Source organism: Saccharopolyspora antibiotica, assembly GCF_047200635.1.
Lineage (GTDB): Bacteria > Actinomycetota > Actinomycetes > Mycobacteriales > Pseudonocardiaceae > Saccharopolyspora_C.
The window spans coordinates 1-25,779 of record NZ_JBJZOI010000029.1 but is presented as its reverse complement, the minus strand read 5'-3'; the positions used below and the strand labels follow the sequence as shown (position 1 = coordinate 25,779).

Sequence of the window (25,779 nt, the reverse complement as noted above, 5' to 3'; positions counted from 1 at the left end):
ATCCAGGGGATTCCACTCACCAAGGGAGAGCACGTGAGCACGGTGCTGTTCGCTCGGCGTTCTCGCCGACCGAAACCGACCTCACCGAGCGAGGACATCGAGATCCAGGAGCCGCCCGCGGTTCCGGAGAACACAGGTGGCGGGATCAGCTCCGTCATGATGTACGCCCCCATGGGGCTCGGCTCGCTGGCCATGGTCATGATGTTCGTGCGCCCGGGGTCGGGGGTGCTGTCCTACATCGGTGGCGGGATCATGATGTGCTCCGCCATCGGCATGATCCTGGTGCAGCTGCTGCGGAACTCGGTCAACCACAAGCAGAAGCTGCACGGGTTCCGCCGCGACTACATCCGCTACCTCGGGCAGCTGCGCCGCCAGGTGCGCAAGGCGCTGACCGGTCAGCAGAAGGCCGCGCGCTGGATCCACCCGGACCCGCGCTCGCTGTGGTCGCTGGCGCTGGGCTACCGGCTCTGGGAGCGGCGGCCCGCGCACGACGACTTCGGCGAGGTGCGGATCGGTCTCGGCAAGCAGCGCTCCGCCACCAAGCTGGTCCCGCCGGACAGCAAGCCGATCGAAGACCTGGAACCGCTGTCCGCGCACGCGCTGCGCCGGTTCCTGCGCGCCTACACGACGCTGTCCAACGCGCCGATCGCCGTGTACCTGCGCGGGTTCAGCCAGATTAGGTTCCGCGGTGACGCCGAGACCGTGCGCGGGCTGACCCGCGCGATGCTCGCCCAGCTGGTCACCGCGCACGCCCCCGGCGAGGTGCGCGTCGCGCTGTGCGCCGGGGAGCAGCAGCGCGACCACTGGGACTGGCTGAAGTGGCTGCCGCACAACCAGGGCGACGGCCGCGACGCCGCGGGCTCGCGCCGCCTGGTCGGCGAGACCATGACCGAGGTCGAGGACCTGCTCGGCGGCGGGGACTTCACCTCCCGGCCCCGCTTCGAGCCCGACACCCCGGTGACGCCGAACGAACCGCTCGTGGTGATCGTGCTCGACGGCGTGCAGCTGCCGCAGGACCACCGCGTCGGGGACGAGGGCTACCGCAACGCGGTGGTGCTCGACGTCGGCGAATCGCTGCCCTGGCAGGCGAAGGCGGACGCGCTGTTCCTGGAGGTGGAGTCCGAGCAGGTCAGCACCGTCTCCTTCGACCGGCTCGGCAAGCCGGCGGGCAGCCCGCTGTGCCGCCCCGACGTGCTGAGCACGATCGGCGTCTCCGCGCTCGCCCGGACCCTGGCCCGCTACCGGGTCGGTGAGGCGACGACGGAGACCGACGAGCCGCTGGCCGGTGACTACGAGCTCGCGGGGCTGCTCGGCCTCGGCGACGTCCGGACCTTCTCCCCCACCAAGTACCGGCGCGAGCGGATGACCGCGAAGCGCCGGCTGCGGGTGCCGATCGGCATCGCGGCCAACGGGAGCCCCCTGGAGCTGGACATCAAGGAGTCCGCCGAGGACGGCTCCGGGCCGCACGGCCTGTGCATCGGCGCCACCGGCTCCGGCAAGAGCGAGCTGCTGCGAACCCTGGTCGCCGCGCTCGCCACCACGCACACCTCCGAAGAGCTCAACTTCGTGCTCGTCGACTTCAAGGGCGGTGCGGCGTTCCTCGGCTTCGACCAGCTCCCGCACACCTCCGCGGTCATCACCAACCTCGCCGACGAGCTCGAACTCGTCGACCGGATGCAGGACGCGCTGACCGGTGAGATGAACCGGCGCCAGGAGCACCTGCGCGCCGCGGGCAACTACGCCTCCCGGCGCGACTACGAGGCCGCCCGCCAGCAGGGCGTGCAGCTGGAGCCGATGCCCGCGCTGTTCATCGTCGTCGACGAGTTCAGCGAGATGCTCTCCAGCAAGCCCGAGTTCGTCGACGTCTTCGCGATGATCGGCCGGCTCGGCCGGAGCCTCGGCGTGCACCTGCTGCTCGCCTCGCAGCGGCTCGACGAGGGCCGCATCCACAAGATCGAGACGCACCTGTCGTACAAGATCGGTCTGCGCACGTTCTCCGCCATGGAGTCCCGCAGCATCCTCGGCGTCCCCGACGCCTACGAGCTGCCCAGCGGTCCCGGCAACGGCTACCTGCGCCCCGACACCACCACGCTCACCCGGTTCAAGGGCGCCTTCGTCTCCGGGACGTACCGGGTGAAGCGCCAGCGCAGCACCCGGGCCGAGGCCGAGCAGCAGGTGGTGGCCTTCGGCACCGACTACATCGAGCCCGCGAAGCTGCCCGAACCGGAACCCGAACCGGAACCGGACGCCGACGAGACCTCGCAGACCGTGCTCGACGTGCTCATCGAACGGCTCCGCGACCTCGGGCCGCGCGCGCACCAGGTCTGGCTGCCGCCGCTGAAGAAGTCCCCCACCCTGGACCAGCTGCTGCCGCCGCTGGTGGACCACCCGGTGCTCGGGCCGCGTCCGGTGGGCGACCTGCAGACCGCGAACCTGCACGTGCCGGTCGGCCTCATCGACCTGCCCGCCCAGCAGCGTCGCGAACTGCTCACCGCCGACCTCGGGGGCAGCCGGGGCAACGCGGCCGTCGTGGGCGGCCCGCAGACCGGCAAGAGCACCATGCTCCGCACCATGATCAGCGCCCTGGCGCTGACCCACAGCGCGGCCGAGGTGCAGTTCTACTGCCTCGACTTCGGCGGCACCCTGGCCTCGCTGGGCAAGATGCCGCACGTCGGCAGCCTCGCCAGCCGCCTGGACAAGGACCGCGTCACCCGCACCGTCCTGGAGGTCACGAACCTGCTGGCCAAGCGGGAAACGCTGTTCGCCGAGCACAACATCGACTCGATGGCCACCTACCGCAAGGCGCGCCGCGCGGGCCGGTTCGCCGACCTCGACCCGTACGGCGACGTGTTCCTCGTCGTGGACGGCTGGTACACCATCCGGCAGGACTTCGAGGAGCTGGAGGACCGGTTCACCGAGCTCGCGGCGCGCGGGCTCAGCTTCGGCATCCACATGCTCATCGCCACGAACCGGTGGGCGGAGATGCGGCCGTGGCTGCGCGACGTGCTGGGCACCCGGTTCGAGCTGCGGCTCGGCGACCCGGTGGACTCCGAGGTCAACAGCAGGCTCGCGGCGACCGTGCCGAACATCCCCGGGCGCGGCATCACCACCGACCGGTTGCACTTCCTGGCGGCGCTGCCCCGCATCGACGGCGATCCGAGCACCGACGACGTCGCCGACGCCACCACCGACCTGTCCGAGGCGCTGGCCCTGCCGGAGGCGCCGACCGCGCCCCGGGTGCGGATGCTGCCGGTCTCGCTCGCCCCGGAGGAGCTCCCGGCGCCGAACCGCACCGGGCCGGGCCGGGAGCTGCGGATGCCGCTGGGCATCGAGGACACCGGGCTCAACGTGCAGTGGTACGACTTCGACACCACCCCGCACCTGCTCATCTACGGGGACGCGGAGTCGGGCAAGACCAGCATCCTGCGCCACATCGCCCGCTCGATCGCGGCCACCTACGGCCCGGGCGAGGCCCGGGTCATGTTCGGCGACTTCCGCCGCGAGCTGCACGACTCCATCCCGGCCGAGCACCAGATCGAGTACGCCGTCGGGGCCGACGCCCTGGGCAACTCCATCGCGAGCGCGGCGCGCGGCCTGGAGAAGCGGATCCCCGGTCCGGAGATCCCGCCGAGCAGGCTGCCGAAGCGCGACTGGTGGAAGGGCGGGCGGTTGTTCATCATCATCGACGACTTCGAGCTCGCCGAGGGCGGCATGGGCGCGGGCATCCTGCAACCGCTCAACTCGCTGGTTCCGCACGGCGCGGACGTGGGCGTGCACCTGATCATCGCGCGGAGCACCTCGGGCGGGAGCCGTTCGATGAGCAACCAGGTGATCCGGCGGATGTGGGAGCTGGGCACCCCGGCGATGCTGCTGTCCTGTCCCAAGGACGAGCGCTTCCTCGGCAACCTCAAGCCGCGGACGCTGCCTCCGGGCCGGGCCCAGTACGTCAACCGCCGCCGGACGGTGCGCCTGGTCCAGACGCCGCTGGTCCCCGGCACCGCCGAGAAGTCCCCCGACTGACCCGCGATTCCCCCACGACATCGCCCTCCCCGCTCAGGCGGGGAGGGCGATGTCGTGCGGCGTCTCCTCCCGCACCGCCGCGCGGAGAGGCACGCGGTCCGACGAGAGCGCGGGGGATCCGCGCCGGGCGCGCTCGGGCGAACGGCCCGCCCACCCGGTTCCGCGGGTGAACGGGCCGTCGGTCCGGTCGTGGCGGCCGGGAGCTACTTCGCTTCGGCCGGTTCCGGTTCGGGCTCGGCCTCGGCGGGCTTCTCCCTGGTGACCACCCGCATGGTGCGGGCGGCCTGCCAGCCGCGCCGGTGGCCCGAGGTGGACAGCCGCACGGTGAGCACCGCCAGGGCCACCCCGACCACCGCCATGATCGTGAACAGCACGGCCAGCATCGGGCCGATCTCGTCCGGCGGCTCGCGGTAGCCGGGCGCCGGGCCCGGCGGAACCACGATCGACCCGGTGCCGCCCTCGCCGTTGACCACCGAGGCCACCGCCGCCGTCACGTTCACCGTTCCCCAGCCCAGCGCCGGATCCGGCAGCTGGGTGGGCGGGTGGCTGGCGGTGATCTCCAGCCGCTGCTTGATCTGCGGCGCGGTGAGGTGCGGGTGGTAGGAGCGGATCAGCGCGGCGGTCCCGGCCACGAAGGGCGCCGCGTAGCTGGTGCCGCTGCCCTCCCAGTGGCCCGGCCCGTTCGGTCCGATGCTGATCACGTCCACGCCGGGCGCCACCACGGACAGGAACTCGCCGGTCTGCGAGAAGTTCGCGTGCGCCCCGGCGACGTCGACCGCACCGACCGCGATCACCCCGGGGTAGGAGGCCGGGTAGGTGACGGGGTCGCCCTCCTGGGCCCCGTTCGCCGCCGAGGCCACCACCACGACGTCCCGCTCCGCCGCGTAGCGCACGGCCGATTCGAGCTGGGGGTTCGGGAAGTTCGTGCTGGCCGACACGTTGATCACGTCGGCCCCGAGGTCCACCGATCGCCGGATGCCGAGCGCGAGCGCGTCCGGGGAGAAGGTGCCGCCGGTCTCCTCCTCCAGCCCGGTGGCGACCCGCACCGGCAGGATCGTGGCGTCCGGCGCGACCCCGGCGAACCCGGTGCCCTGCACCGGATCGGCCGCGATGATGCCCGCGACGAACGTGCCGTGCCCGAAGCAGTCGTCGTCGGCGGTGCCGCCCTCGCCCTCGATCACGCTCTGCCCGGGAAGCACCGCGCCCGGTGCCGCCAGCTGCGGCGCCTTCGCGTCCACGCCGGTGTCCACCACCGCGACCGTGACCCCGGCACCGCGCGTGAGGTCCCAGACCTGGTCCGGCGCGAGGATCTGCTGCGCCCAGGGCTCCTCCGGGTAGAGGGCGCTCGGCGCCTGGATGCACGGCTGCTCGCCGGAGGGCATGGACGGGACCGAGGGCTGCGCCCCGGCGGGCGCCGCCGTTCCGGCGGTGATCCCGGCGGCCAGCAGCAGGGCCGCGGCCGATCTCAGCCTCACGGGTGCCCCACCTGTCCTCCAGTCGTGATCAGCGAGTCGCGGCGCTCCTCCTGCGGGGCACCGGCGGTCGCCAGGTCGGTCTCGACCATCGAGCTGGTCAGCCGGGTCATCGCGTCGGCGTCCTCCAGCACTCGCAGCGTGCCGCGCTGGCGGCGGGCCAGCGCGCGGTCGAGCTTGCTCAGCGCCGCGAGGTCGCGGTCGTCGAGCTCGGTGCTGGTGGCCCGCTCGTCGGGGGCGAGCTCGCGGAACAGCACCGCCATCTTCGGCGGCGCCACGGCGTCCTCGTCGCGCTCCTCGTCCTCGTCCTCCTGCTCGTTGAGGTCGCGGACCGCGAGGGTCTTGAACCGCGTCCCCGCAAGGAACACGACCTCGTCCATCGGCCGGTTCAGCGCGAGCTCGGAGGTGCGGCGGGCCCGGTGCGGCCAGATCAGCACGTCCACGAGCGCACCGGGCACCGTCACGTCGAGGTTCATGCTTGCGCTGAGGAAACCGGGCTCCACGAACAGGGTTCCCGGGGTGGAGGTCTCCTCGGCGGAGTCCTTGAGCACGCCCTGGCGCAGCACCGGCCGCCGGTGCGTGGGCAGCCGCCGGATGCCGGAGACCAGGCACGGCAGGTGCCCGTCCAGCTCCGGTTGCACGCCGCCGCGGATGGCCTCGTTGACCACCTCGGCGCCGCCCTCGCCGCGGCCAAGGTACAGGCACACCGCGACGAAGTCGGCCTTCGCGCCGACCGAGTCGTCCTGGCGCAGCGCGGGCCAGGAGGCCATCGCCGCGTTCACCGTCGCCAGCGCGTCCGAGAAGGACGGTCCGGCGGCCGTGGTGAACCGGGTCTGCTCGCCGCCGGTGCTGGGCCGGTCGCGCAGATCGCGCGCCGACAGCCGGGCCGAGGCGGGGATGTCGGGCTTCGGCCCGGGCGCCTCCTCCGGATCCTCGGCGTCGGTCTCCTCGGCGTCCTCGGGCTCGGCGACCTCGGGCTCGTCGACCGGCTCGGGATCCGGTCGCGGCTGGTCGGGGCCGTCCTCGACGGCCGGCGGCTCGGCGTCCACCTCGGACGGCGCGGGCGGTTCGGGCGCGGGCCCGGCCTGCACGTCCGGGCGCTGGTCGGCTTCGGCTGGTGCGGGCGGGACTGGGGCGTCCGGCGACGCCGGGGCCGCGGGGTCGTCGGCGGCCGCGGGATCGGCGGGTGCGCTCGGGGGGTCGACGGGAGCGGGCGGGGGCCCGGCCGGGGCGGGCTCGGCGCGCGGCACGTCGAGCACCGGCTCGTCGAACGTGGATCGCTGCGGCATCCCCGACATGGTGGGCACCGGAGCGGCGGAGACGGTCGCGATCGGCGCGGCGATGGGCGTGGCGGGCCGGGCCCAGTCCGCTGGGTCCTCAGGAGCGACGTCCTCGGCGGGCCGCTCGGCCTGCTCGGCGGGAGCCTCCTCGGCGGGCCGCTCGGGGAGAGCCGCGTCGGCGGGCTGCTCGACGGGAGGCTGCTCGGCGGGCAGCTGCTGTGCGGGAGGCTGCTCGGCGGGAGCCTGCGCGGCGGCGGGTTCCGGCGAAGGAGCTTCCGATCCAGCGGGTGCGGTCCCGGTCGCCGCGGGCTCGGCACCGGCCACCGGCGGCACCCCGACGGGCGGGACCCAGACGGGGGGAATCGGGGCGGCGGGCGGAACCGGGGCGGCGAGCGGTTCGAGGGCGGCGGGAGCGGCGGGCCGCTCCCGGGCCGGGGCCACCGGCTGCCCCTCGGGGGGCCTGCCGTTGACGCTGACCGGGACCCCGACGGCCTCGGCGAGCGCGTGCAGGTCGTCGGCCGGGCCCCGATCCAGCGGGCCCCACACCCGGATCGCCGCCGTGCGGAGGCGGTTGTCGTCGATCCCGCCCAGCAGGTCGGCCACCCCGGCCAGCACCGCGCCCGAGAGCTTCCCGCCGGACGGGACCAGGTGCAGCGACCAGCCCGCCGGGTCGAAGGCACCGGCGGCGGCCAGCGAGACCACCGTCGGCGCGCCCTGCTCGTCGCGCAGCGCGAGCCCGGACGGGACGACCTCGGCGAAGACCTTCGGGCCCTGCTCCGGCCGGTAGGTGCGCTGACCGCACCGCTGCCAACCGGGCGGGGGTTCGGCGATGCCCACCACCTGCTGCTCGCCGCCGTTGCTCGGTTGACGCAGCGCGCTGGCGAACGGGCGCCGCACCTCGTTCCCGCTCGCGTCCAGCACGGCGGCGACCGGCTGGCGGCGCGGTCCGTCGGTGAACTCCGCGCCGGTGCTGAACACCACCGGCCTGCCCAGCCGGGTGGACAGCTCCACCAGCCACTCGTGCTTCGCGGCCGCGGCGGCGACCGGGATCAGGACGACCGAGGCGCGGACGAACTCCGGCAGCGCCTGCAGGAGCTTCGCGACCTCGTCCGGTGCCGGCAGCGGAGCGCCCGCGAGCAGGACCTTGGGCACCTTGCCGCTCACCGGGACCCGCGCGGCGGCCCGCCGCACCTCGGCCCAGGAGCTGCGCGGATCGCGCACCAGCAACCCGGCCGGAACCGGGTCGACCAGCAGCTGCTGGTTCGCGACGGGCTGGATCGGGACCCAGCGCTCCCAGGCGGGGATCGGGTAGCGGGTGCTGAACAGCCACGGCCTGCTGCCGGGGCGGAACAGGTACCAGCCGGTGCCGCCGCTGACGCGGCCCGCGTGCACGCTGGTGCCGGACTCGCCCGAGACGGCGCCGTCCGGGGCGACCACGTCGAGCTCCATCTCGACCGCGAGCGAGGTGAGCTCCTCCCCGCGCCCGGCGAGTCCGCTGACACCGAGCCACAGCGCGTGCGGCGCGGCAGCGGTAGCCCGCAGCAGCGGGCGCAGCAGGCCGGGAAGGGCCATCAGCAGCTCGGGGTCGGCGCACGCGCCGCGAGACGCGGACAGGAACAGCTCGTTCGCCGCGGACGGCAGGTGCGCCAGGAAAGCGCGCTCAGCGGGGTCCTCACCCTCGCAGCGGACGAGGACGTGCGCCCCGCACCATTCGGCGACCAGCGAGCCGAGCGAACGACTAGCCGAACCTTGCTGCATCTCCACTCCCGTCGAGCACATCGGTACGCGACTCGATGCGACACCTCAGCGATCGAGTATCGCGGGGACCACTGGTCCAGCCTGTCAGGGGGATCCGGAGGTGTGGGTTCTCGGGGGATTCCCTCACCTGCTTTCCCACCCTGCGGGAAGCCGCGCTCATCCATGCGTTTTCGCTGATGAGGCGGGTCTTGACGCGGAGCCCGGAACGGCCCGGACACCGCCGCGCGACCCGGAACCGGACAGATCGGCCCGCGGCGGCGGACCGGATCGGACCGAAACGGGCACGACCGGTGGCTCAGCCACCGAACTCACCGGTGAGCATCGCGGCGGCCAGCTCCACCCGGGAGCGGTAGCCGATCCGCGCGAACATCCGGGTCAGCCTGCCCTCCACGCTCTTCTCCGTGGTCGCGAACACCGTCGCCAGCTGGCGGTTGGTGAGGCCCTCGGCGACGAGCACCGCCAGCAGGCGCTCGTTCTCGGAGGTCGTCGCGCTGCGGTCCGGCACCGGCACCCCGTTCTGCCGCATCACGTGCCGCAACCGGGCGCGCAGCAGCAGCGCGTCCAGCTCGCCCGCGAGCTTGTACGCCTCCGGCAGCAGCTCGGACGGCCGGTAGCCGCGGCTGGCGAGCTTGCCCAGGGTCACCGCCATCTCGTAGGGCTCGCCGCGCTCCCGGCACAGCGCGACCGCGGCGCGGGCGGCGGACTCGTCGGAGTCCAGCCGCGCGCGGGTCAGCAGCAGCGCCAGCTCGGCGCGGCCGGTGCCGAGCCGCCCGGCGACCCTTTCGAGCCGGTTGAGCACGGTCGCCGCCTCGGCGGTGCCGCCGGAGACGTGCGCCCGGTGCGCGAGCTCGGCGAGCACCACCTCGATGCCGAAGGCGAGCTCGGCGGCGTCGGCGGCGTGCATCGCGGCCCGCAGGTGCTCGTGCGCCGCGCGGAGCTCGCCGAGCGCGTGGCGCACCAGCGCCTCGGTGAACTGGAAGAGGTAGCCGAACGGCCCGTCCTTGCCGATCTCGATGAGCTTCCGGGCCCGGCTGAGCATCCCGGAGTCGATCTGCACCTGGGCGGCGTGCACGTGCATGGTGGCCCAGCCGAACGGCCGCACCGCGTGCACCGGTGAGGACATGCAGCGGCGCGCGATGTCCATCGCGCCGCGCCACTCGCCTCGGGCGTGGTGCAGCAGGAACCGGTCGGTCAGCGGGAGCCGGTCCTCCGGGATCCCGGTGCGCCGCAGCACCTGCCGCGCCGCGCGCACCTCGCCGAGCGCCAGCAGGAGGTTCACCTGGTGCTGGACCGCTTCGACCCACTGCGTCCGGGCTTCCGGTTCGGGCGGGACCTCGGCGAGCGCCGCGCCGAAGCGGTGCAGCTCGGCGGTCTCGCCCCGCATCACGGCCGCACCGGACCGGTAGATGTCGGCCTGCTGGACCAGCACCGGCTCGGCCGCGGCGAGCTCGGCGGTGCGCTCGTCGAGCAGCCGTCGCCCGGACAGCCAGTTCCCCAGCCACCCGGTCGCGTAAGCCTGCGCCACGATCCGTTGCGCGGGACCGCCGGGGACGGGCTGCTCGCCCTGGGCGATGCGGCGGAGCTCGGCGCGATCGCCGGTGGCGGCCAGCACCATCAGGTAGGCCAGCACCGTGCCCGGCAGGATCTGCGGGGACAGCTCGTCGGCGTGGTGGCGGACGAGCAGCTCCGAGCTGCGGCGCACCTCCGGCAGGTCGTTGCGCACCAGGCAGGCCAGGACGTGCCTGCGCAGCGCCTCGGTCCGCAGCACCGGGTCGTCGACGCGCTCCGCGACGGCCCGCAACCAGCGCGCGACGTCGACGTCCGGGTCCATCAGCCTGCTCCCGGCGTGCGCCATCAGCTCCTCGCCCGCGCGGCGCGTGTCCACGAGGGCCCCCGCGTCGGCCATCCGGTCCGGCAGGTAGGTCGGGTCCGCGACGTGGGCGGTGCCGCCCCAGATCGCGGTGACGGCGGCGGCGGCGAACTTGCGGTGCTCGTACGGCCCGAGGGCGCGCTCCAACGCGGTCGCGATCAGCGGGACGCGGAAGCGCCAGCCGGTCTCGTCGGCGGCCAGCAGGCGGTGCTGCACCAGCTCGGCGAGGGAGCCGCGCACCTCGTCCTCGGTGCGGCCGACGACCGGGGAGATCAGCTCCACGACACCGGGTCCGAGCGGGGCGAGCAGGCTCATCGCCTTCGCCACCGACCAGGACGCCTCCCCCGCCGCGCGCACCGGCGCCAGCAGCTCGGTGCCGTCCACCGGCAGTTCCGAACCGAGCTTGCGCAGCAGGTAGGCGTGGTGGTCGACGACGACCAGCGCGCCCGCTTCCCGGTAAGCGGCGATGGCGGCGAGCAGCATCGCCGGCCTTCCGCGAGTGATGCCGTGCAACTCATCGATCAGGTGAACATTCGGTTTCGCGCCGATGACCTGCGCGATGAATTGTTCGCTCTGCGTTTTCGAGAACGGGCGAATGGGCAGGGTTCGCAGCAGTCCTTGCGCGGACAACCGGTTCCACACGGGCTCCAGCGCACCCGCGATCGGATCGGCCCGCGCGGCCATCACCAACGCGAACCGGGCTCCCGCGATCCTCCTGGCCAGCGGCTCCAGCACCGAGGCCGTGCCGTGGTCCAGCCACTGCGCCTCGTCCACGAGCACCGCGACCGGCAGCAGGTGCCGCACCACGTTCCGGATGGACAGCGCTACCTGCTCGACCGCCACGCGCAGCGATTCCGGGCTGGTGCCGCGGCTGAGCTTGGCCACGAGACCGAGCAGCGCGGCGCGCTCCTGATCCGGCGGCGCGCTGCGGTCCACCTCCGAGAGCAGGCGGTACAACGCTCCGTAAGGAGTTCGCCGGTCCTGCTTGGACGCGGTCAGCCGCAGCACCCGGCAGCCCGCGGCTTCCAGCCGTCGACCCGTCGCCGCCAGCACGGAACTGCTGCCCACCCCGGATTCGCCGACGAGGAGCGTGAACGGCGCCGTCCCCTGAACACCGATCACAGTGGTCTCGACCAGCAGTTCTTCGCGAAACAACAGCTCCGCTTCCGCCTCACCGGTCGACGACGACCCGGCCGAGGTGTAAACCGCCACGGTGACTCCCTCCGCTCGGCTCGATCTCTGCGCCTGAGCCACGTAGTAACGGTGTGCTATACATTAACCATAATGGGCTACACCTTTACTGGCGCGATAGCGAAGATTCGATGACTATGGGTCACTAAGCGTGTTCATCCGCGAGAGCTTGATCCTCTGCTAGTGCAAAAGTATCAAAACACCTCGACGATGAAGCACCGCCACAGCAGGTAATCCGGAGGGGACCCCATGGCGCGGGAACGCTCGACGATGTCCGGCAGACGAGATCAGCAGGCCGAGGCCGACGAGGCCTGCCGCGCGCCCGGCGGGACGCTCGTGCTGGTGCGGGGCGGTCCCGGCGAGGGCAAGACCACCATGCTGGAGGCGCTCGCGGACTCCTGGCGGCACGACGACGCCACCGTCTGCTCGATCACCGTCGACCCGATCGCGGGCACCGCGCAAGTGATCGACTCGCTGCTGGACGCCGCGCGCCAGCAGCTCGAGTCGAGCTGGCACGCGGTGCTGCTGGACGCGCTGGCCACCGCGACCCGGATCCGCGCCGACCTCGACAGGACGCCCAACCCGGTGGCGCTGCCGCTGGTGCACGAGCTCGCGCGCGTCTTCGCGGTCACCGCCGAACGCGGCCGCACCGTCATCGTGATCGACGACGCCGACCAGGGCGGCAGCACCACCAGCTCGATCATCTCGCTGCTGGCCCAGCGGCTGCGGGCCGTCGGGTGCGCGGTGGTGGTCTCCACCCGCGCCACGAGCGGGCAGCTGGCCCCGTTCGCGGACAAGATCATCGATCTGCGGCCGCTCGACGAGCAGGAGTTCGACGGACTGCTCAAGCGCTGGTGCTCCACCCACGGCCGGACCAAGCTGGACCCCACGGTGCCGGAAGCCTTACGCGCCGCCCTGGGGCCGCTGCGGGGAAATCCCGCCACCGTGCTGTCCACCCTGGACGACCTGCTCGCCTGGGACCGGCTGGTGCTGGTGGACCAGCACTTCTGCCTGTCCCCGCTGGACGAGCCGATCTCGCTGCCGGAATCGCATCCCCTGGTCCGCTCCGTCGTGGCGGACGGGGACGACACCGAGCGCCTCGCGGTGCTGCTGGCGCTGCAGGAGGGGGTGTCGGTGGACGAGCTGCCGATGCTCACCGCCGCCGCCGCGATCAGCCTGGACGGCGCGGGCCGGGGGCTGGACGCCCTGGTCGAGGACGGGGTGCTGAAGATCGGCGAGCACGGCGAGCTCCGGTTCGCGGTGCCCGCGCTGGCCGCGGCGCTGCGCCGCCGCTCCGGGGCGGAGCGCGCCCGCGCGCTGCACACCGCGCTCGCGCGGCAGATGCTCGCCAAGCTGGAGCGCAACGGTCAGGTGGACCGCAGCCGCCTCGCCTCCCACCTGGTGCACATCGGGGAGAGCCTGAACGGGCAGCCCGCGGCGATCCGGGTGCTCATCGAGGAAGCCGACCGGATGTCCAGCGCCGCCCCGGAACGCGCCGCGACCTGGTACAAGGCCGCGTTGCAGCAGCTGTCCGAAGAGGACGACCGGTGGCCGCCGCTGCTGGACGAGCTGCTGCGGCTGCGCGCCAGCCTCGGCCAGTACGACGAGCTCACCAAGGACCTCGGGCTGCTGGTCCCGGCGCTGATCGCGGGCGCCAACGAGGACGATCACGCCAAGCCGTTGCGCCGGACGCTGCTGGTGGCGGTCGGGCTCTGCTGGCTGACGACGTTGCTGCAGGACGAGCAGTCCACCCCCGCGCAGGAACCGGCCCGGTTGTTCACCGCGCTCACGGGTGGCGCGGTCTTCGACACCGAGCTGCAGGAGTTCGCCGCCGCGGTCCGGGAGGGCCGGTTCGACGAGGCCGCGGACAGGTTCAACGCGCTGTTCACCCGGGACGCCGATCGCGAGTCCGAGCCGCAGGACCTGCCGGAGCTGCCCGAGGTGCTGATGCTGCTGCACGCGGCGGGCGGCGACTCGGAGACCTTCCACCGCGCCTGGTCGCTGTGGACGGACCGCGCGCAACCGCCGGTGGACGAGGCCGCTCCGGATCGGCTGCGCGAAGCGGGCGCGATGACGGACCACGCGACCGCGCTGGAGATCGTGCTCGGCGACGGCTACCGCCTGCCCGCGCGCGGCAGCGTCCTGTACTACCAGGAGATCCTCAGCGCCTACCGGGACGGCGAGTGGGACTTGGCGCTGTCGGCGGCGCGGCGGATGGAGGCCGAGCTCTCGCCCCAGCGGCGCACCCCGGCCCGCTTCCTGGCCCGCGCGGTCGCGGCCGAGATCTGTGCCTGCCGCGGCGAGCACCGGCGCGCCGAGGAGTGGTTGCAGGACACCCCGCAGCACCACATCGCGGGCGGGCACGTGCTCGCCTGGGCGCGGCTCGGCGTGACCTACCGGGCCGGCGCCCGGGAGGAGGCGCTGCGCGCCGGTCGCGCGGCCTACCGGGACCTCCGGGACGGGGGCGGGGCCGCCGGACTGGAGCACCTGCTGCACCGGCTGTTCGCGCTGAGCCTGCGGGACGGGCACAAGCAGGAGGCCGCGGAGCTGCTCGACGAACTGGTCGCGCTGGACCAGCGGCTGCGCTCGGAGACCAGTTCCGCCGCGGTGCTGATGGCCCAGGCCGAGCTGCGCCGGACGGTGGAACCGGCCGAACGGGCGCTGGAGATCGCGCGGCGGCGCCAGGACGTCCCGCAGCTCGCCCGGTTGCACCTGCTGCTGGCCGAGCTCTCGGACGAGCCGAAGGGCCTGCTGTACGAGTCGCACGCGATGGCACGGCGGCTGGGCTGGACCGAGCTGCGCTACGCCGCGCAGGAGCTGATGCGCCAGCGCGGGATCGCCCCGCCGCGCGCCCGCAGCAAGCAGCAGCTCATCTCCAGCACCGAGAGCCGGATAGTGCGGCTGGTCAGCGACGGCTACACCAACCGGCAGATCGCGATGGCGATCCAGGTCAGCGAGAAGACCGTGGAGAGCAGGCTCACCCGGTTGTTCGCCCGGACCGGCTGCCGCTCCCGGGTCGAGCTGGCCACCGCGTCCCTCGAAGGGCGGCTTGCGGAGAAGACCAGCACGTGATCTAGACCGAGGAGTCTTCGCAGCTCAGCAAGGCCCTTCCGGAGCTCGATCCACAGGCCGCGCACCCCGGTTTCCCGAGCTTGTGCCCAACTTGTCCACAGCCCTGACCGAGTTGTCCACAAGCACGTCGCAGCTCCCGCGCGGGCGGACCCCGCCGCGGAGGGCGTCAGCGGAGCTGCTCCCGGATGAGGCGGAGCACGCCGTCCGACTCGGCGTTGAGGTAGAAGTGGCCGCCCGGGAACGGGTGGAAGCGGAACTGGCCGGTGGTGTGCGCGGCCCAGTCCCGCGCCTCGTCCGCGGTGACCTTCGCGTCGCCGGTGCCCACCAGCACGGAGATCGGGCAGTGCAGCGGCGGCCCCGGCCGGTAGGAGTAGGTCTCGGCCGCCCGGTAGTCCGCCCGCAGCGCGGGCAGCGCGAGCCGCATCAGCTCCTCGCTCTCCAGAGCGGCCGACTGCGTCCCGTCCAGCTCCCGCAGCGCCCGCAGGAATTCCGCGTCGGGCAGCGCGTGCACGCCCTCGTTCCGGGTGCGCGGTGGCGCGCTGCGGCCGGAGGCGAACAGCACCCGGGGCGGTGTTCCGGAGGCCTCCAGCAGCCGCGCGACCTCGAAGGCCACGCTGGCGCCCATGCTGTGCCCGAACAGCGCGAGCCGCTCCCCCGCCCAGGGCTCCAGCCGGGCGAAGGCCTGCTCCGCCAGCTCCTGCACGCTGCCCAGGCAGGGCTCGGACCGGCGGTCCTGCCTGCCCGGGTACTGCACGGCGAGCACCTCGATCGACGGAGCGAGCTGCTTGGCCATCGGGAAGTAGTAGGACGCCGCCCCGCCCGCGTGCGGGAAGCACACCAGGCGCGCGCCGGCCTCCGGGGCCGGGTTGAACCGCCGGATCCACTTGGCCGTGTCCGCCGCGATCCCGGTCATCGAGTCCTCCGCGCTGGTCGAGGGTGCGCGGCGACGCTACCAACAGCGGCCCCGGCCGCGACGATCACATCGCGCCCATCGGCGCCCGGGCCGCGGGCGGCAGGTCCACCGGGTCCCCGGCGGGCCACGCGGCCGGGTCGGGGCCGAGCCCCGCCAGCTCGGTGATCTGCAACGCGGCCCACGGCGAGATGTCCGCGGTCCCGGCGCGGACCCCGTCGACCAGCTCCGTCCAGGAGACCCAGCGGGTGTCGTCCACCTCGGCGGGGTTCGGCTCGGGGGTGACCTCGGCGATCGCCCGGAACACCGGGCACATCTCGTTCTCCACGACGCCGTTGCCCATCACCGCGCGGTAGCGGAAGCGGGGCAGCACCAGCTCGATGCGCTCGATCCGCAGGCCCAGCTCGTCGGAGAGCCGGCGCAGCACCGCGTCGTGCGGGGTCTCGGCGGGCGCGGGATGCCCGCAGCAGGTGTTGGTCCACACCCCGGGCCACGTGCGCTTGCTCAGCGCGCGCCGGGTGAGCAGCAGCTCACCGCGACCGTTGAACAGGTAGCAGGAGAAGGCCAGGTGCAGCGGTGTGTCCTCGTGGTGCACCGTCGCCTTGTCCGTGGTGCCCACGGCTCGACCGTCCTCGTCGAGCAGAACCACTCGCTCCATGCCGTCGTCCTCCCTGTCGTCGAAAACCGAACTCGATCATGCACGTCACCGGCTGCCCGCTCCACCTCCCGGGGCGATCTGGCGGCGCAGACTCACACTTCCGAGTGGAGCACTCGCGGATTCCGGCTGCCGGGCAAGCCTGCCCCAGCCGGGCCGGATCCGCCTCGGCCGAACGGCCGCTCCTTCAATCCACTGTGGATTCCGGCAGGCAGCGGGCGGCCGCGGTGGCCTTGAGCAGCATCTCCTCGTACTCCGCGACGGCCTCCGAGCCGAGCACCACGGCGCCACCGGCACCGATCCGCCACCTCCCGCCGCTGCCCACCATCGTCCGGATGACCACCGCCAGGTCGGCGTCCCCGGTGCAGCTCAGGTAGCCCAGCGCCCCGGAGTACGCGCCGCGCGCCCGGCCCTCCAGCTCGTCGATGAGCTCCATGGTGCGCCGCTTCGGCGCACCCGTCATCGAGCCGCCGGGGAAGCAGGCCCGCACGCAGTCCACCGCGTCCCGGCCGGGCGCGAGCTCACCGCGCACCGTGGAGACCAGCTGGTGCACCGTCCGGTAGCTCTCCACGTCCCGCAGCACCGGCACGTGCACCGACCCGGGCGAGCACACCCGGGCGAGGTCGTTGCGCAGCAGATCGACGATCATCAGGTTCTCCGCGCGGGCCTTCGGATCGGCAGCGAGCCCGGCCCGCAGCCGCGCGTCCCCCTCCGGGGTGTCCCCGCGCGGCGCGGTGCCCTTGATCGGCTTGGCCTCGGCGGTCCCGCCGGAGATCTTCAGGAACCGCTCCGGCGAGGAGCTCGCGATCTCCACGTCGCCGCAGCGCAGGAAGGCCCCGTAGGGCGCTGGGTTCAACGCGCGGAGCCGCCGGTAGGTCTCGAACGGATCGCCCCCGGCGGGCAGCGAGGCGGCGGTGGTCAGGCAGATCTCGTAGCTCTCCCCCGCCAGCAGCGCCTCCCGGCAGGTCTCGACGGCCGCGAGGTACTCGGCGCGGGAGCGCTCCAGCCAGGGCCGCACGTCCTCGACCCCGCGGTGCCCGGCGAGCGGGTCCGGCGGCGCGGGCAGCCCCGCGAGCGCGTCGGCCGTCTCCGCCAGCCAGCGCCCCGCCGCCCGCTCGGTGTCCCCGTCGGCGCTCAGGGCGACGAGGTGGGCGCGGCCGAGCTCGTGGTCCACGGCGAGGAACCGGTCGGCGAACAACCACCAGGCGTCCGGGGTCTCGGCCCGGTGCCGGGCGTCCCCGCCGCACTCGGCCTTGAGCTCGTAGCCGAAGTAACCCACGAACCCGCCGACGAAGTCGAAGGGGAGTTCCGGGGCGCGGACCCGGCGCCGCGCCAGCTCCGCGCCCAGGCGGTCGAAGATCGAGGGCCGCTCGCCGACGCGGTGCCGGATCGTCTCGGCCAGCGGCCCGGACCCGTCGCCGAGGAACGAGAAGCGCGCCGTCCCCGGCACGAGCCGCGCGCTGTCCAGCCAGAACGCCTCCGGGGACCCGGCGAACAGCAGGGCGAACGCGGCCTCGGCGTCCACCTCCGGCAGCTCCCGCACGTGCGCGCGGTAGGTCGGCTCCGGCTCGGCGCGCGGGGACGGGCGACGGGCGGGGCGGGCGGTGGTTCCCCCCGCCAGGTCGCGGAAGTTCGCCAGCAGCCGCGCCCCGAGCTCGGTCTCCACCGACTCCGGGTGGAACTGCACTCCCCAGCGCGGCAACGAGCGGTGCCGCAGCGCCATGAGCACCCCGTCCTCGGCCCGGGCCAGCGCCTCCAGCTCCGGCGGCAGCGGCTCGGCCACGCACAGCGAGTGGTAGCGCACGGCCGCGAACTCCGCCGGCATCCCGCTGAACAGCGGGTCCCCGTCGTGGCGGACGCGGCCCCGGTGCCCGTGCCGGGCCCGGGGTGCGCGCACCACCTCGGCCCCCTCCGCCACCGCGATCCCCTGGTGGCCGAGGCACACGCCCAGCACCGGCAGCTCCGCCTTGCGCAGCACGTCCCGGCACAGCCCGAAGTCCCGCGGCCGCCGCGGGTCCCCCGCCCCCGGCGAGAGCACGACCGCGTCGAAGCGTTCCAGCGGCAGCTCACCGATCTCGAGCGCGTCGTGCGCGACGACCTCCGGCTCCCGCCCGTTCACCTCGGCGAGCAGGTGGGCCAGGTTGTACGTGTAGGAGTCGTGGTTGTCGATCAGGAGCGTCCGCACCGGGACATGGTCCCCGCCGACCGGGGCCTTCGGATCCCGGTCGCGGCCAAGCCCACACCCCGGACCGGGGGTCTGGCACCTGGTGGCGCGGAGCGGCAGACTCGATCACGTGACCGACATCAGAACCGAGCTGTTGACCGAGGGCTACTGGGACCGGGCCGCCGAGGTCGAGCGCGCCCTGCGGGAGCAGGCGCCCGTGCACCGCGCGATCCAGCGGGACGGCGCCCCGGTGTGGGTCATCGGCAGCTTCGCCGAGGCCCGCGCGGCGCTCAACGACCCCCGCCTCGCCAAGGACTCGGACCGCCTGAACGAGATCATCCGCGCCAAGCGGGACCCGTCGGCGGGCCAGGAGCTGTCCGGCCTGTTCTCCAAGCACATGCTCAACGCCGACCCGCCCGACCACACCCGGCTGCGCAAGCTGCTGGCCCGCGACTTCACCGTCCGCCGCATCGCCGCGCTGCGCCCCCGGGTTCAGGAGCTCGTCACCGGGCTGCTCGACGAGCTGCCGACCGGCGAGCCGCTGGACCTCATCGAGCGCTTCGCGTTCCCGCTGCCCATCACCGTGATCTGCGAGCTGCTGGGCGTCCCGGAGGGCGACCGCTCGCGGTTCCGGGAGTGGACCGCGGCGCTGCTGGTCCCCGATCCCATCGAGCAGAGCCTGACCGCCTCCCGGGAGATGGCGGCGTTCTTCCACGAGTTGTTCGCCGCGAAGCGCGCGGCACCCGGCGAGGACCTGATCTCCGCGCTGACCGGGGCCTCCGCGGACGAGGACCGGCTCACCGAGGAGGAGCTGCTGGCCACCGCGTTCCTGCTCATCGTCGCCGGGCACGAGACCACCGTGAACCTGGTGGGCAACGGGGCGCGCTGGCTGCTGGCGGAGCCCGCGAAGTGGGCGGCGCTGCGCGAGCGGCCCGAGCTGCTGCCCGACGCGGTGGAGGAGGTGCTGCGCTACGACGGCCCGCTGCGGATGAGCACGCACCGGTTCACCGCCGAGGACGTGACGATCGGGGGGACCACCATCCCGGCGGGCGAACTCGTCCTGATCAACCTGACGTCGGCGAACCGGGACGGCGAGCAGTTCGAGCAGGCCGACGAGCTGGACCTCGACCGCGGCCGCACGGGCCACCTCGCGTTCGGGCACGGGCTGCACCACTGCCTCGGGGCCCCGCTGGCCCGGCTGGAGGGCGAGGTGGCGTTCCAGGAGCTCACCCGCCGCTTCCCGGGTGCCCGGCTCGCCGCCGGGGAAGCTGAGCTGCGGCGAAGCCGCGGGCTGGTCATGAACGGCTTCCTCGCGCTGCCGGTCGTGCTCGGCTGACCGGTTCGGAGCTGACCGGTTCCGGCGGATCCCGGGTCCCCGGATCCCAGGCAACCTCCGCCCCGCTCCGCGCGTGCTGTCGGCAGGAGATCACCCCGGGGAGATGGCGATGGCACGACTGACGTGGATCGGTGCGGCGACCGCCGCGCTGCTGCTGGGAGCGGCGCCGCAGGCGGCCGCCGCGGGCTGGGCCGACGAGCCGCTGCCGCCGCTCGACGGCTACGCCGCGCTGACCTCGGCCGCCGCCGGGGACGGCGTGGTGTGGGCGGTCGGCGGCTCGATGGAGTCCAACCCGGTGCAGCACAGCCTCGCCTACCTGCGGGACGCGCGGGGCTGGCGGGAGGTGCCCGTGCCGGACGTGGGGCGGCTGGACGAGGTCGCCGTCATCGGCGCGGCCGACGCCTGGGCCACCGGCGCGGACATCAAGTACGGCATCGGCTCCGCGCTGCACTGGGACGGGACGACCTGGTCCGAGGTCCCGTTCACCGCGCCCGGCAACCGCAACGCCGCGCGCGGCCTCGCCGCGTTCGGTCCGGCGGACGTGTGGGCCGTCGGCAGCTCCTTCGACGACGGCGCGGGCACCGGGCGCGGCCTCGTGCAGCACTGGGACGGGGCCGCCTGGCGGGACGTCGCGGTGCCGGAGCGGGAGGGGAACTGGACGCTCGGGGACGTGGGCGGGATCGCGGCCGACGACGTCTGGGCGGTCGGCGGTGACAGCGGCTACGGGCAGGGCTTGGCGCTGCACTGGGACGGCGCGGCCTGGTCCGAGGTGCCGGTGCCCGCGATCGAGCTCGACGAGTACCAGTCCGTCCGGCTCACCCAGGTTCAGCCGCTGGCCGCTGACGACGTGTGGGCCACCGGCCAGATCCAGGACTCGGCCGACCCCGCCGCTTCCCGCGCGCTGCTGCTGCACTGGGACGGCGGGGAGTGGTCGGTCGCACCGAGCCCGCAGGGCGTCGGACCCCGAGGCGACCTGGTCCGCGTCGGCGACGAGCTGTGGTCGCTGGGCGAGAACGCGCTGCGCTTCGACGGCGATCGCTGGCAGGTGCTGCCCGGCCCGTCGGCGGGCGTCCCCGCCGGTGGGACCGAGCTGGCCGACGGGGACCTGCTGGCAGTCGGCGGCGCGGGCCGCTATCCCGGCCAGGAGAGGCCGTTCGCCTCGGTCCACCAGGACTGAACCGGCCCGGGCGCCCGACGCCGGGCGCCCGGCCGGGCATCCGGGCCGTTGGCCTCTGACCCGCACGCCCTCCTCGGGGCACGCTCGGCGCACAGGTCCACGGCGAGCCGGGGAGGACGCCGATGCACCGCTCCGAACGACGCAGGCTCGCCGAGATCGAGAACCGGTTGGCCGTCGACGATCCCGAGTTCGCCCGCGCCTTCGCCGACGCCGAGCTCCCGCCACCGGCGCTGGGCCGGCGCAGGCTCGCGCTGGCGGTCGTCAGCGGGCTGTTCGCCGGGGTCGCCCTCGTCCTCAACGACGCCGCGGGCTTCGCCCTCTGCACCGCCCTCACCGGGGTGCTGCTGACCACCCGGGGCTGGCGGATCTGGTCCAGCTGAACGCCGCCGCTCACCGGATCCCGGCTCACCTCGGGTGGAGCTCGGAGCTCCGCGCGCGGACCCGCGGTGGTGGACGGAGGTCTCGTCGCCCCCGAGCACCGCGTGGTCGTGCGGAACGCCCAGCTCGTCGCGGGTGGCGCGCGGCGCGCCCACGGGGGTGCTGACGCAGGACTGGCCGACGGGGATCTCGTGGGGCAGCGGTTCGAGCCGCCGCGGTTCGAGGCCCTCCGAGTGGTCGGACGGTTCCGGCAGCGGCCTGCCGCGGACGGGGATGCCCGCCCGCGTCGGAGTGGCCGGGCCGCCGTTCCCGGCGGCAGCGGTGTTCGCGCCGCCGGGGTCGTGCGGCCGGGCCCGCCGGCCGCCGGACCGGATCGCCGGTCAGCCCCCGGAGCGCTCGGCGATCGCGTAGCCGCGAGGCGCTCATCACCTCGGCGCCACAGTCCTCGATCCTCGTGGTGCCCGGCCCGCCGTCCGGGCGCGGGACCCCGGCGCTCAGCGGCGGGGCGTCCGCGCGGGGTTCGACGCGCGGGTGCGCGAAGTTCCGGCGCGCGGCACTCCCTGCGCGCTCGGCGTCCACCTCGCACCGGGACCTGCCTCTCGTCGTCGCGGTACCTCCGCCCGCGAGGCGGCGACGCGCACGCGGTTCCGAGCCCGCGCGGGGGCCGGTGGAGCACACCCAGCGGAGATCACCGATGCCCTCTACGCTCCCCGCCGGGACCGGGAAACCCTTCACCACCCGGTCTCGCGAAGTTTTTCCGATTGCTGGAACAACCCCATTGCGCCGCAGGCGTCTTGCGGAGTGAGAGAACACGGAATTCCGTGATCACCAGAGAGGGGAAATGACATGTCGCTGAACCGGACTCGCACGCTGGGTGTCGCCGGACTCGTCGGTGGAGCGCTGCTGCTCGCCGGTTGCGGCCAGGCCACCGGGTCGGCCCCGGAAGGCCTCTCGAACGCCGCCGTGCAGCAGGACGGCACCGCGACCGACATCTCCGCCTCGCCGTGCTCGGCGGAGGACTTCAACGTCGACCTGATCCCGCAGCCGAACCGGCCGGGCGTGCTGCTCATGGCCGTCACCAACCAGGGCGACGAGCCCTGCGTGCTGAACGGCTCCCCGACGGTGACCGCCATGAACATGGCCAACCAGCCGATCGACGTGCCGACCGAGCACGTCGACCACCCGGGCGCGAGCACGGACATCCGGCTGGAGCCGGGCGAGTCCGCCTTCGCCGGGACGCACCTGGAGCTGGGCGGCAAGCAGGACCCCGACACCTACGTCGCGACCGGCTTCACCGTGAACCTCCCCGACGTCGGCGGCACCGTGCAGGCCGACGTCCGCAGCGAGGAGGAGTACGTCGAATTCCCGGTCAAGTCCATCCAGGTCGGCACCCTCCAGCCCTCCGCGCAGGGCGTCACCTTCTGAGCCATCCGGTCTCGGACCGGAATTCAGCCACCCATTCCCGGACCGCGTTGAATGCGGCGCGATGAGCGCTGCCCGAATTCCTCCGCGATTCCGGGAACTCGGCGGCCCGAGCACGCGGTGCGCACCGGAGCCCCCGGCGGACCAATTCCGCCGGGGGCTCCGCGCCGTCCGGAGTTCGGGCGGAGGCGCGGTGGTCGTGGCGCCGCACCGCACGGCGTCGAAGCGCGGCGCCCCGCCGGCAGCACCGGCGAGGCAACCGGTGCTCGACGAGGATCGGGCCCGCGCCCCGGCGGGCGAGCCGTCCCACGACGCACCGCGCCCCCGGCGCGGTGACCGCTCGACCCCCGTGCGCGTCGGCGCGGTCCAGCAGGGGGTCTCGCGGCCCCGGGCCGGGGGCGCGGGGCGGGCGCGGCTCCCGCGAGGTCGCGGGAGCCGCGGTGGGTCAGGCGGTGGCTCGGCGACGGGCGTCGGAGCGGCCGATGACGAACCAGAGCAGCGGGCCGAGGAACGGCGCGATGAACGCGAGCACGACCCACACCAGCTTCATGCCGCCGGTGTGCTCGGAACCGAGGATGCTGATCAGGGCGGCCACGAAGAAGACCAGGAACGCCAAGGCCACCAGCAGCACCCCGCCGAAGAGCACCACGCCCCAGATCTGCTCGGCGCCGTTCGCCGCGGCCATCGAGTGCTGCGCGATCAGGGTGGTCATCGGAGTGCTCCGTTCTCAGCGAGTGCTGGGGTCTCGGTTGCTTCGGCGGCGTCCGCCGCTGATGTGAACCACTTTCGCAGTTTTCGCCGCACCCGCACGTCGGAAGATCGGTTCGAGACGCCTCGTCCGAAAGTCCTACCCCCACCGACCCGGCAGGATCAGCTCTCGTGCACGGTTCGAGGCCCCAGCCGGTACCAGAGCACGGCACCCGCGACGGGCAGCACGAGCACCAGCGCTGCCCACAGCAGCTTGCGTCCGCCGTCGATCGGCTGGACGAGGACGTCCATCAGCACGTGCAGGAAGACCGCCGCGAGCAGCCCGATCGCGATGATCCAGAGCTGGCCGAGTCCTGCTGCTTCGAGCACGTGGGTCATGGGGCGTCGGCTCCGCTCTCGGTGTTCGTCGCCGGGGCGGGTCGCCACCGGCAGGAGCCACCGTCGCACCCGCGCGGGCCCCGGGGCGTCGGCCGATCGTCCCGCACCGCGTGGCCGGTCGTCGGCGCGTCGTGGCCGGTCGTCGATGCCCACCCGGCGCTCGCCGTCCCCCCGGGTCCGCGCGCGCTGATCGTGGTCCCGAGCCGGGCCGTCGGAGCATTCGGCGGCAGCGCGACGCGCTCCACCCCGCGCTCCACCGGTGAGGGGCGCCCGCCTCCGCGCGGGTGCCGGGCGCGCGATGACCCGTCGCCGGGAGCCCGCCGCGCGGCGACGGCCCCCGATCCCGAGGGACCGGGGGCCGTCGCTCAGGGCCACCCCGGATCAGGGCGGCGAGGTCACCGCGCTGACGCCTCCGCGCTCATTCGGAGTGCTCGGCGCCCTTGCCGGTCTGCCCCACGGTTCCGTGGGCGGTGGGGCGGCCGGGCTCGGCCGGGCCGCTCGGGCCCACCGGGGACCCGGAGCGCTTGTGCTCGGCGACCTCGGGCATCTGCTCCTGGGAACCGGACGACGGCGTGGCGCCGCGCTCCAGCTCGTCGAGCCTGCTCGTGAGCAGCTCCAGCACCGGGGTCCGGTTGGCGTGCGCGCGCTCGTGCTCCAGCAGCTGCCGGAGGGCGTCCTCGTCCAGGGCGCGCATCCGGTGGCGCAGCGTGCCCAGCGGCAGTTCGTCGTAGTCGGGCAGCGGGAGTCCTCGTTCGGTCACGGTGCTCTCCTCGTTCCTCGGGTGCCTCCTGTCGGTGGGCCTGGTGGTCACGCGGGCACGACCGGCGCGACCCAGCCGTCGTCGGCGGTGCTCCAGTCCGCCTCGCGGTTCCAGCCGGCGGCTCCGAGCTCGGCGTCGGCCTGCTCCGGCCGCGTCTCACCCACCGGGAGCTCCAGCTTCGTCACGGGAGTGCCGCGATCGTCCCGAACGATGATCACCGGCTCGCTCCCGGTGTTCGCGATGAAGTGCGCGTTGTGGGCCATGCCGCTCCTTCCCGTGGGCCCGGCGGCTCCGCCGGGCGTTCTCGTTGCCCTCCCCCTACCCGTGCGGCGCCGCGATCATGCCCCGGCACCGGAACCGGATCCGACGATCTCCTAGGGTCGGCTCCCGCGCGACCTGACGGGCGCGCACCCGCGAGCCGCGGGACCGTGGAACGAGCCGACAGCACTGCGAGGTGCCCCATGAAGGTTCTGATCGTCCTGACCTCCCACGACCGGCTCGGCGACACCGGCCGCAAGACCGGGTTCTGGCTGGAGGAGCTGGCCGCGCCGTACTACCGGCTGCAGGAGGCCGGTGCGGAGCTGGTGCTGGCCTCGCCAGCGGGCGGGCAGCCGCCGCTCGACCCGACCAGCAGCGAACCCGACGCCCGGACCGAGGCGACGGAGCGGTTCGAAGCGGACGAGGCGGCGATGGCGGCGCTCGCCAACACCGCGCGCCTCGACTCGGTCGACGTGAACGAGTTCGACGCCGTCTTCTACCCGGGCGGCCACGGACCCCTGTGGGACCTGGCGGAGGACCCGACCTCCATCGCCCTCATCCAGGACGCCCAGCGCGCCGGGAAACCGGTGGCGCTGGTGTGCCACGCGCCCGGGGTGCTGCGGCACGTCGTGGGCGAGGACGGCGCGCCGCTCGTCCGGGGCAAGCGGGTCACCGGCTTCACCAACTCCGAGGAGGCGGCGGTGCAGCTGACCGAGGTCGTCCCCTTCCTGGTGGAGGACGCGCTCAAGGCGCGCGGCGGCGACTACGGCAAGGGTGCGGACTGGGAGCCGCACGTGCTGCGGGACGGGCTGCTCATCACGGGCCAGAACCCGGCCTCGTCCGGCCCGGCGGCCGACGAGCTGGTGTCGCTGCTGGCCGAGCGCACGAGCTAGCCGAGGGCGAGCCGCGCGGGGGGGGGGCGGGGGGGGGCCCCCCCCCCCCCCCCCCCCCCCCCCCCCCCGGGCCGGGG

Annotated in this window: 17 protein-coding genes; 7 read left to right on the top strand and 10 right to left on the bottom strand. The window is 74.0% G+C overall.

Annotated elements, in window-relative coordinates:
• Window positions 1-33: 33 nt before the first annotated feature.
• Window positions 34-4,020: a type VII secretion protein EccCa gene (gene eccCa, locus ACL03H_RS21380; RefSeq protein WP_412813080.1), complete on the top strand. Its 3,987-nt coding sequence runs from the start codon at window positions 34-36 to the stop codon at window positions 4,018-4,020.
• Window positions 4,021-4,223: 203 nt separating this feature from the next.
• On the opposite strand, the gene mycP is transcribed toward eccCa, so the two are convergent.
• The 3 genes from mycP to ACL03H_RS21365 all read right to left on the bottom strand — a co-directional run bounded on the left by mycP (window position 4,224) and on the right by ACL03H_RS21365 (window position 11,612).
• A complete protein-coding gene (gene mycP, locus ACL03H_RS21375; protein WP_412813079.1) occupies window positions 4,224-5,495 on the bottom strand; it encodes a type VII secretion-associated serine protease mycosin in 1,272 nt (423 codons plus the stop codon).
• Window positions 5,492-8,530, bottom strand: a complete 3,039-nt coding sequence (locus ACL03H_RS21370) for a hypothetical protein (protein ID WP_412813078.1) — start codon at window positions 8,528-8,530, stop codon at window positions 5,492-5,494. Before ACL03H_RS21370 ends, mycP begins: the two co-directional genes overlap by 4 nt.
• Before the next feature lie 295 nt (window positions 8,531-8,825).
• Window positions 8,826-11,612: an AAA family ATPase gene (locus tag ACL03H_RS21365; protein ID WP_412813077.1), complete on the bottom strand. Its 2,787-nt coding sequence runs from the start codon at window positions 11,610-11,612 to the stop codon at window positions 8,826-8,828.
• Between the two features lie 228 nt (window positions 11,613-11,840).
• On the opposite strand from ACL03H_RS21365, the gene ACL03H_RS21360 reads away from it, so the two are divergent.
• Window positions 11,841-14,663, top strand: coding sequence for a helix-turn-helix transcriptional regulator (locus ACL03H_RS21360; RefSeq protein ID WP_412813076.1), 2,823 nt, complete (start codon window positions 11,841-11,843; stop codon window positions 14,661-14,663).
• 166 nt (window positions 14,664-14,829) lie between these two features.
• Here the strand turns inward: ACL03H_RS21360 and ACL03H_RS21355 are convergent, their stop codons facing one another.
• The 3 genes from ACL03H_RS21355 to pabB form a co-directional block, all read right to left on the bottom strand.
• Entirely contained in the window at window positions 14,830-15,576 is a 747-nt protein-coding gene (locus ACL03H_RS21355; RefSeq protein WP_412813075.1) for a thioesterase II family protein, read from the bottom strand.
• 64 nt (window positions 15,577-15,640) lie between these two features.
• Window positions 15,641-16,231 (bottom strand): isopentenyl-diphosphate Delta-isomerase, encoded by a 591-nt coding sequence (gene idi / locus ACL03H_RS21350; RefSeq protein WP_412813074.1) that lies wholly within the window; start codon window positions 16,229-16,231, stop codon window positions 15,641-15,643.
• A gap of 184 nt (window positions 16,232-16,415) precedes the next feature.
• Window positions 16,416-18,413: an aminodeoxychorismate synthase component I gene (gene pabB / locus ACL03H_RS21345; protein WP_412813073.1), complete on the bottom strand. Its 1,998-nt coding sequence runs from the start codon at window positions 18,411-18,413 to the stop codon at window positions 16,416-16,418.
• A 109-nt stretch (window positions 18,414-18,522) separates the two neighbouring features.
• On the opposite strand from pabB, the gene ACL03H_RS21340 reads away from it, so the two are divergent.
• The 4 genes from ACL03H_RS21340 (at window position 18,523) to ACL03H_RS21325 (ending at window position 22,708) form a co-directional block, all read left to right on the top strand.
• Entirely contained in the window at window positions 18,523-19,728 is a 1,206-nt protein-coding gene (locus ACL03H_RS21340; protein ID WP_412813072.1) for a cytochrome P450 family protein, read from the top strand.
• A 109-nt stretch (window positions 19,729-19,837) separates the two neighbouring features.
• Window positions 19,838-20,905: a hypothetical protein gene (locus ACL03H_RS21335; RefSeq protein WP_412813071.1), complete on the top strand. Its 1,068-nt coding sequence runs from the start codon at window positions 19,838-19,840 to the stop codon at window positions 20,903-20,905.
• Between the two features lie 122 nt (window positions 20,906-21,027).
• Entirely contained in the window at window positions 21,028-21,285 is a 258-nt protein-coding gene (locus ACL03H_RS21330; protein WP_412813070.1) for a DUF3040 domain-containing protein, read from the top strand.
• 844 nt (window positions 21,286-22,129) lie between these two features.
• The gene (locus ACL03H_RS21325; protein WP_412813069.1) at window positions 22,130-22,708 is read left to right on the top strand and encodes a DUF4232 domain-containing protein; all 579 of its coding nucleotides are present in this window, start codon (window positions 22,130-22,132) and stop codon (window positions 22,706-22,708) included.
• Between the two features lie 442 nt (window positions 22,709-23,150).
• Here ACL03H_RS21325 and ACL03H_RS21320 read toward each other — a convergent pair whose 3' ends face one another.
• The 4 genes from ACL03H_RS21320 to ACL03H_RS21305 all read right to left on the bottom strand — a co-directional run bounded on the left by ACL03H_RS21320 (window position 23,151) and on the right by ACL03H_RS21305 (window position 24,814).
• Window positions 23,151-23,417 carry a PLD nuclease N-terminal domain-containing protein gene (locus tag ACL03H_RS21320; RefSeq protein ID WP_412813068.1) on the bottom strand — a complete coding sequence of 89 codons (267 nt, stop codon included), beginning with the start codon at window positions 23,415-23,417 and terminating at the stop codon, window positions 23,151-23,153.
• A gap of 158 nt (window positions 23,418-23,575) precedes the next feature.
• Entirely contained in the window at window positions 23,576-23,791 is a 216-nt protein-coding gene (locus ACL03H_RS21315) for a PLDc N-terminal domain-containing protein (RefSeq protein ID WP_412813067.1), read from the bottom strand.
• Window positions 23,792-24,209: 418 nt separating this feature from the next.
• Entirely contained in the window at window positions 24,210-24,551 is a 342-nt protein-coding gene (locus tag ACL03H_RS21310) for a hypothetical protein (protein WP_412813066.1), read from the bottom strand.
• A 47-nt stretch (window positions 24,552-24,598) separates the two neighbouring features.
• Window positions 24,599-24,814 carry a hypothetical protein gene (locus ACL03H_RS21305; RefSeq protein ID WP_412813065.1) on the bottom strand — a complete coding sequence of 72 codons (216 nt, stop codon included), beginning with the start codon at window positions 24,812-24,814 and terminating at the stop codon, window positions 24,599-24,601.
• Window positions 24,815-25,012: 198 nt separating this feature from the next.
• On the opposite strand from ACL03H_RS21305, the gene ACL03H_RS21300 reads away from it, so the two are divergent.
• Window positions 25,013-25,702: a type 1 glutamine amidotransferase domain-containing protein gene (locus tag ACL03H_RS21300; RefSeq protein WP_412813064.1), complete on the top strand. Its 690-nt coding sequence runs from the start codon at window positions 25,013-25,015 to the stop codon at window positions 25,700-25,702.
• The last annotated feature ends 77 nt before the right edge of the window (window positions 25,703-25,779 follow it).

Bases quoted from the DNA above. Each gene is read 5' to 3' on its own strand.
- ACL03H_RS21370 (WP_412813078.1), bottom strand. From the start codon at position 8,530: ATGCAGCAAGGTTCGGCTAGTCGTTCGCTCGGCTCGCTGGTCGCCGAA.
- ACL03H_RS21360 (WP_412813076.1), top strand. From the start codon at position 11,841: ATGGCGCGGGAACGCTCGACGATGTCCGGCAGACGAGATCAGCAGGCC.
- ACL03H_RS21355 (WP_412813075.1), bottom strand. From the start codon at position 15,576: ATGACCGGGATCGCGGCGGACACGGCCAAGTGGATCCGGCGGTTCAAC.
- idi (WP_412813074.1), bottom strand. From the start codon at position 16,231: ATGGAGCGAGTGGTTCTGCTCGACGAGGACGGTCGAGCCGTGGGCACC.
- ACL03H_RS21335 (WP_412813071.1), top strand. From the start codon at position 19,838: ATGGCACGACTGACGTGGATCGGTGCGGCGACCGCCGCGCTGCTGCTG.
- ACL03H_RS21330 (WP_412813070.1), top strand. From the start codon at position 21,028: ATGCACCGCTCCGAACGACGCAGGCTCGCCGAGATCGAGAACCGGTTG.
- ACL03H_RS21325 (WP_412813069.1), top strand. From the start codon at position 22,130: ATGTCGCTGAACCGGACTCGCACGCTGGGTGTCGCCGGACTCGTCGGT.
- ACL03H_RS21320 (WP_412813068.1), bottom strand. From the start codon at position 23,417: ATGACCACCCTGATCGCGCAGCACTCGATGGCCGCGGCGAACGGCGCC.
- ACL03H_RS21315 (WP_412813067.1), bottom strand. From the start codon at position 23,791: ATGACCCACGTGCTCGAAGCAGCAGGACTCGGCCAGCTCTGGATCATC.
- ACL03H_RS21305 (WP_412813065.1), bottom strand. From the start codon at position 24,814: ATGGCCCACAACGCGCACTTCATCGCGAACACCGGGAGCGAGCCGGTG.
- ACL03H_RS21300 (WP_412813064.1), top strand. From the start codon at position 25,013: ATGAAGGTTCTGATCGTCCTGACCTCCCACGACCGGCTCGGCGACACC.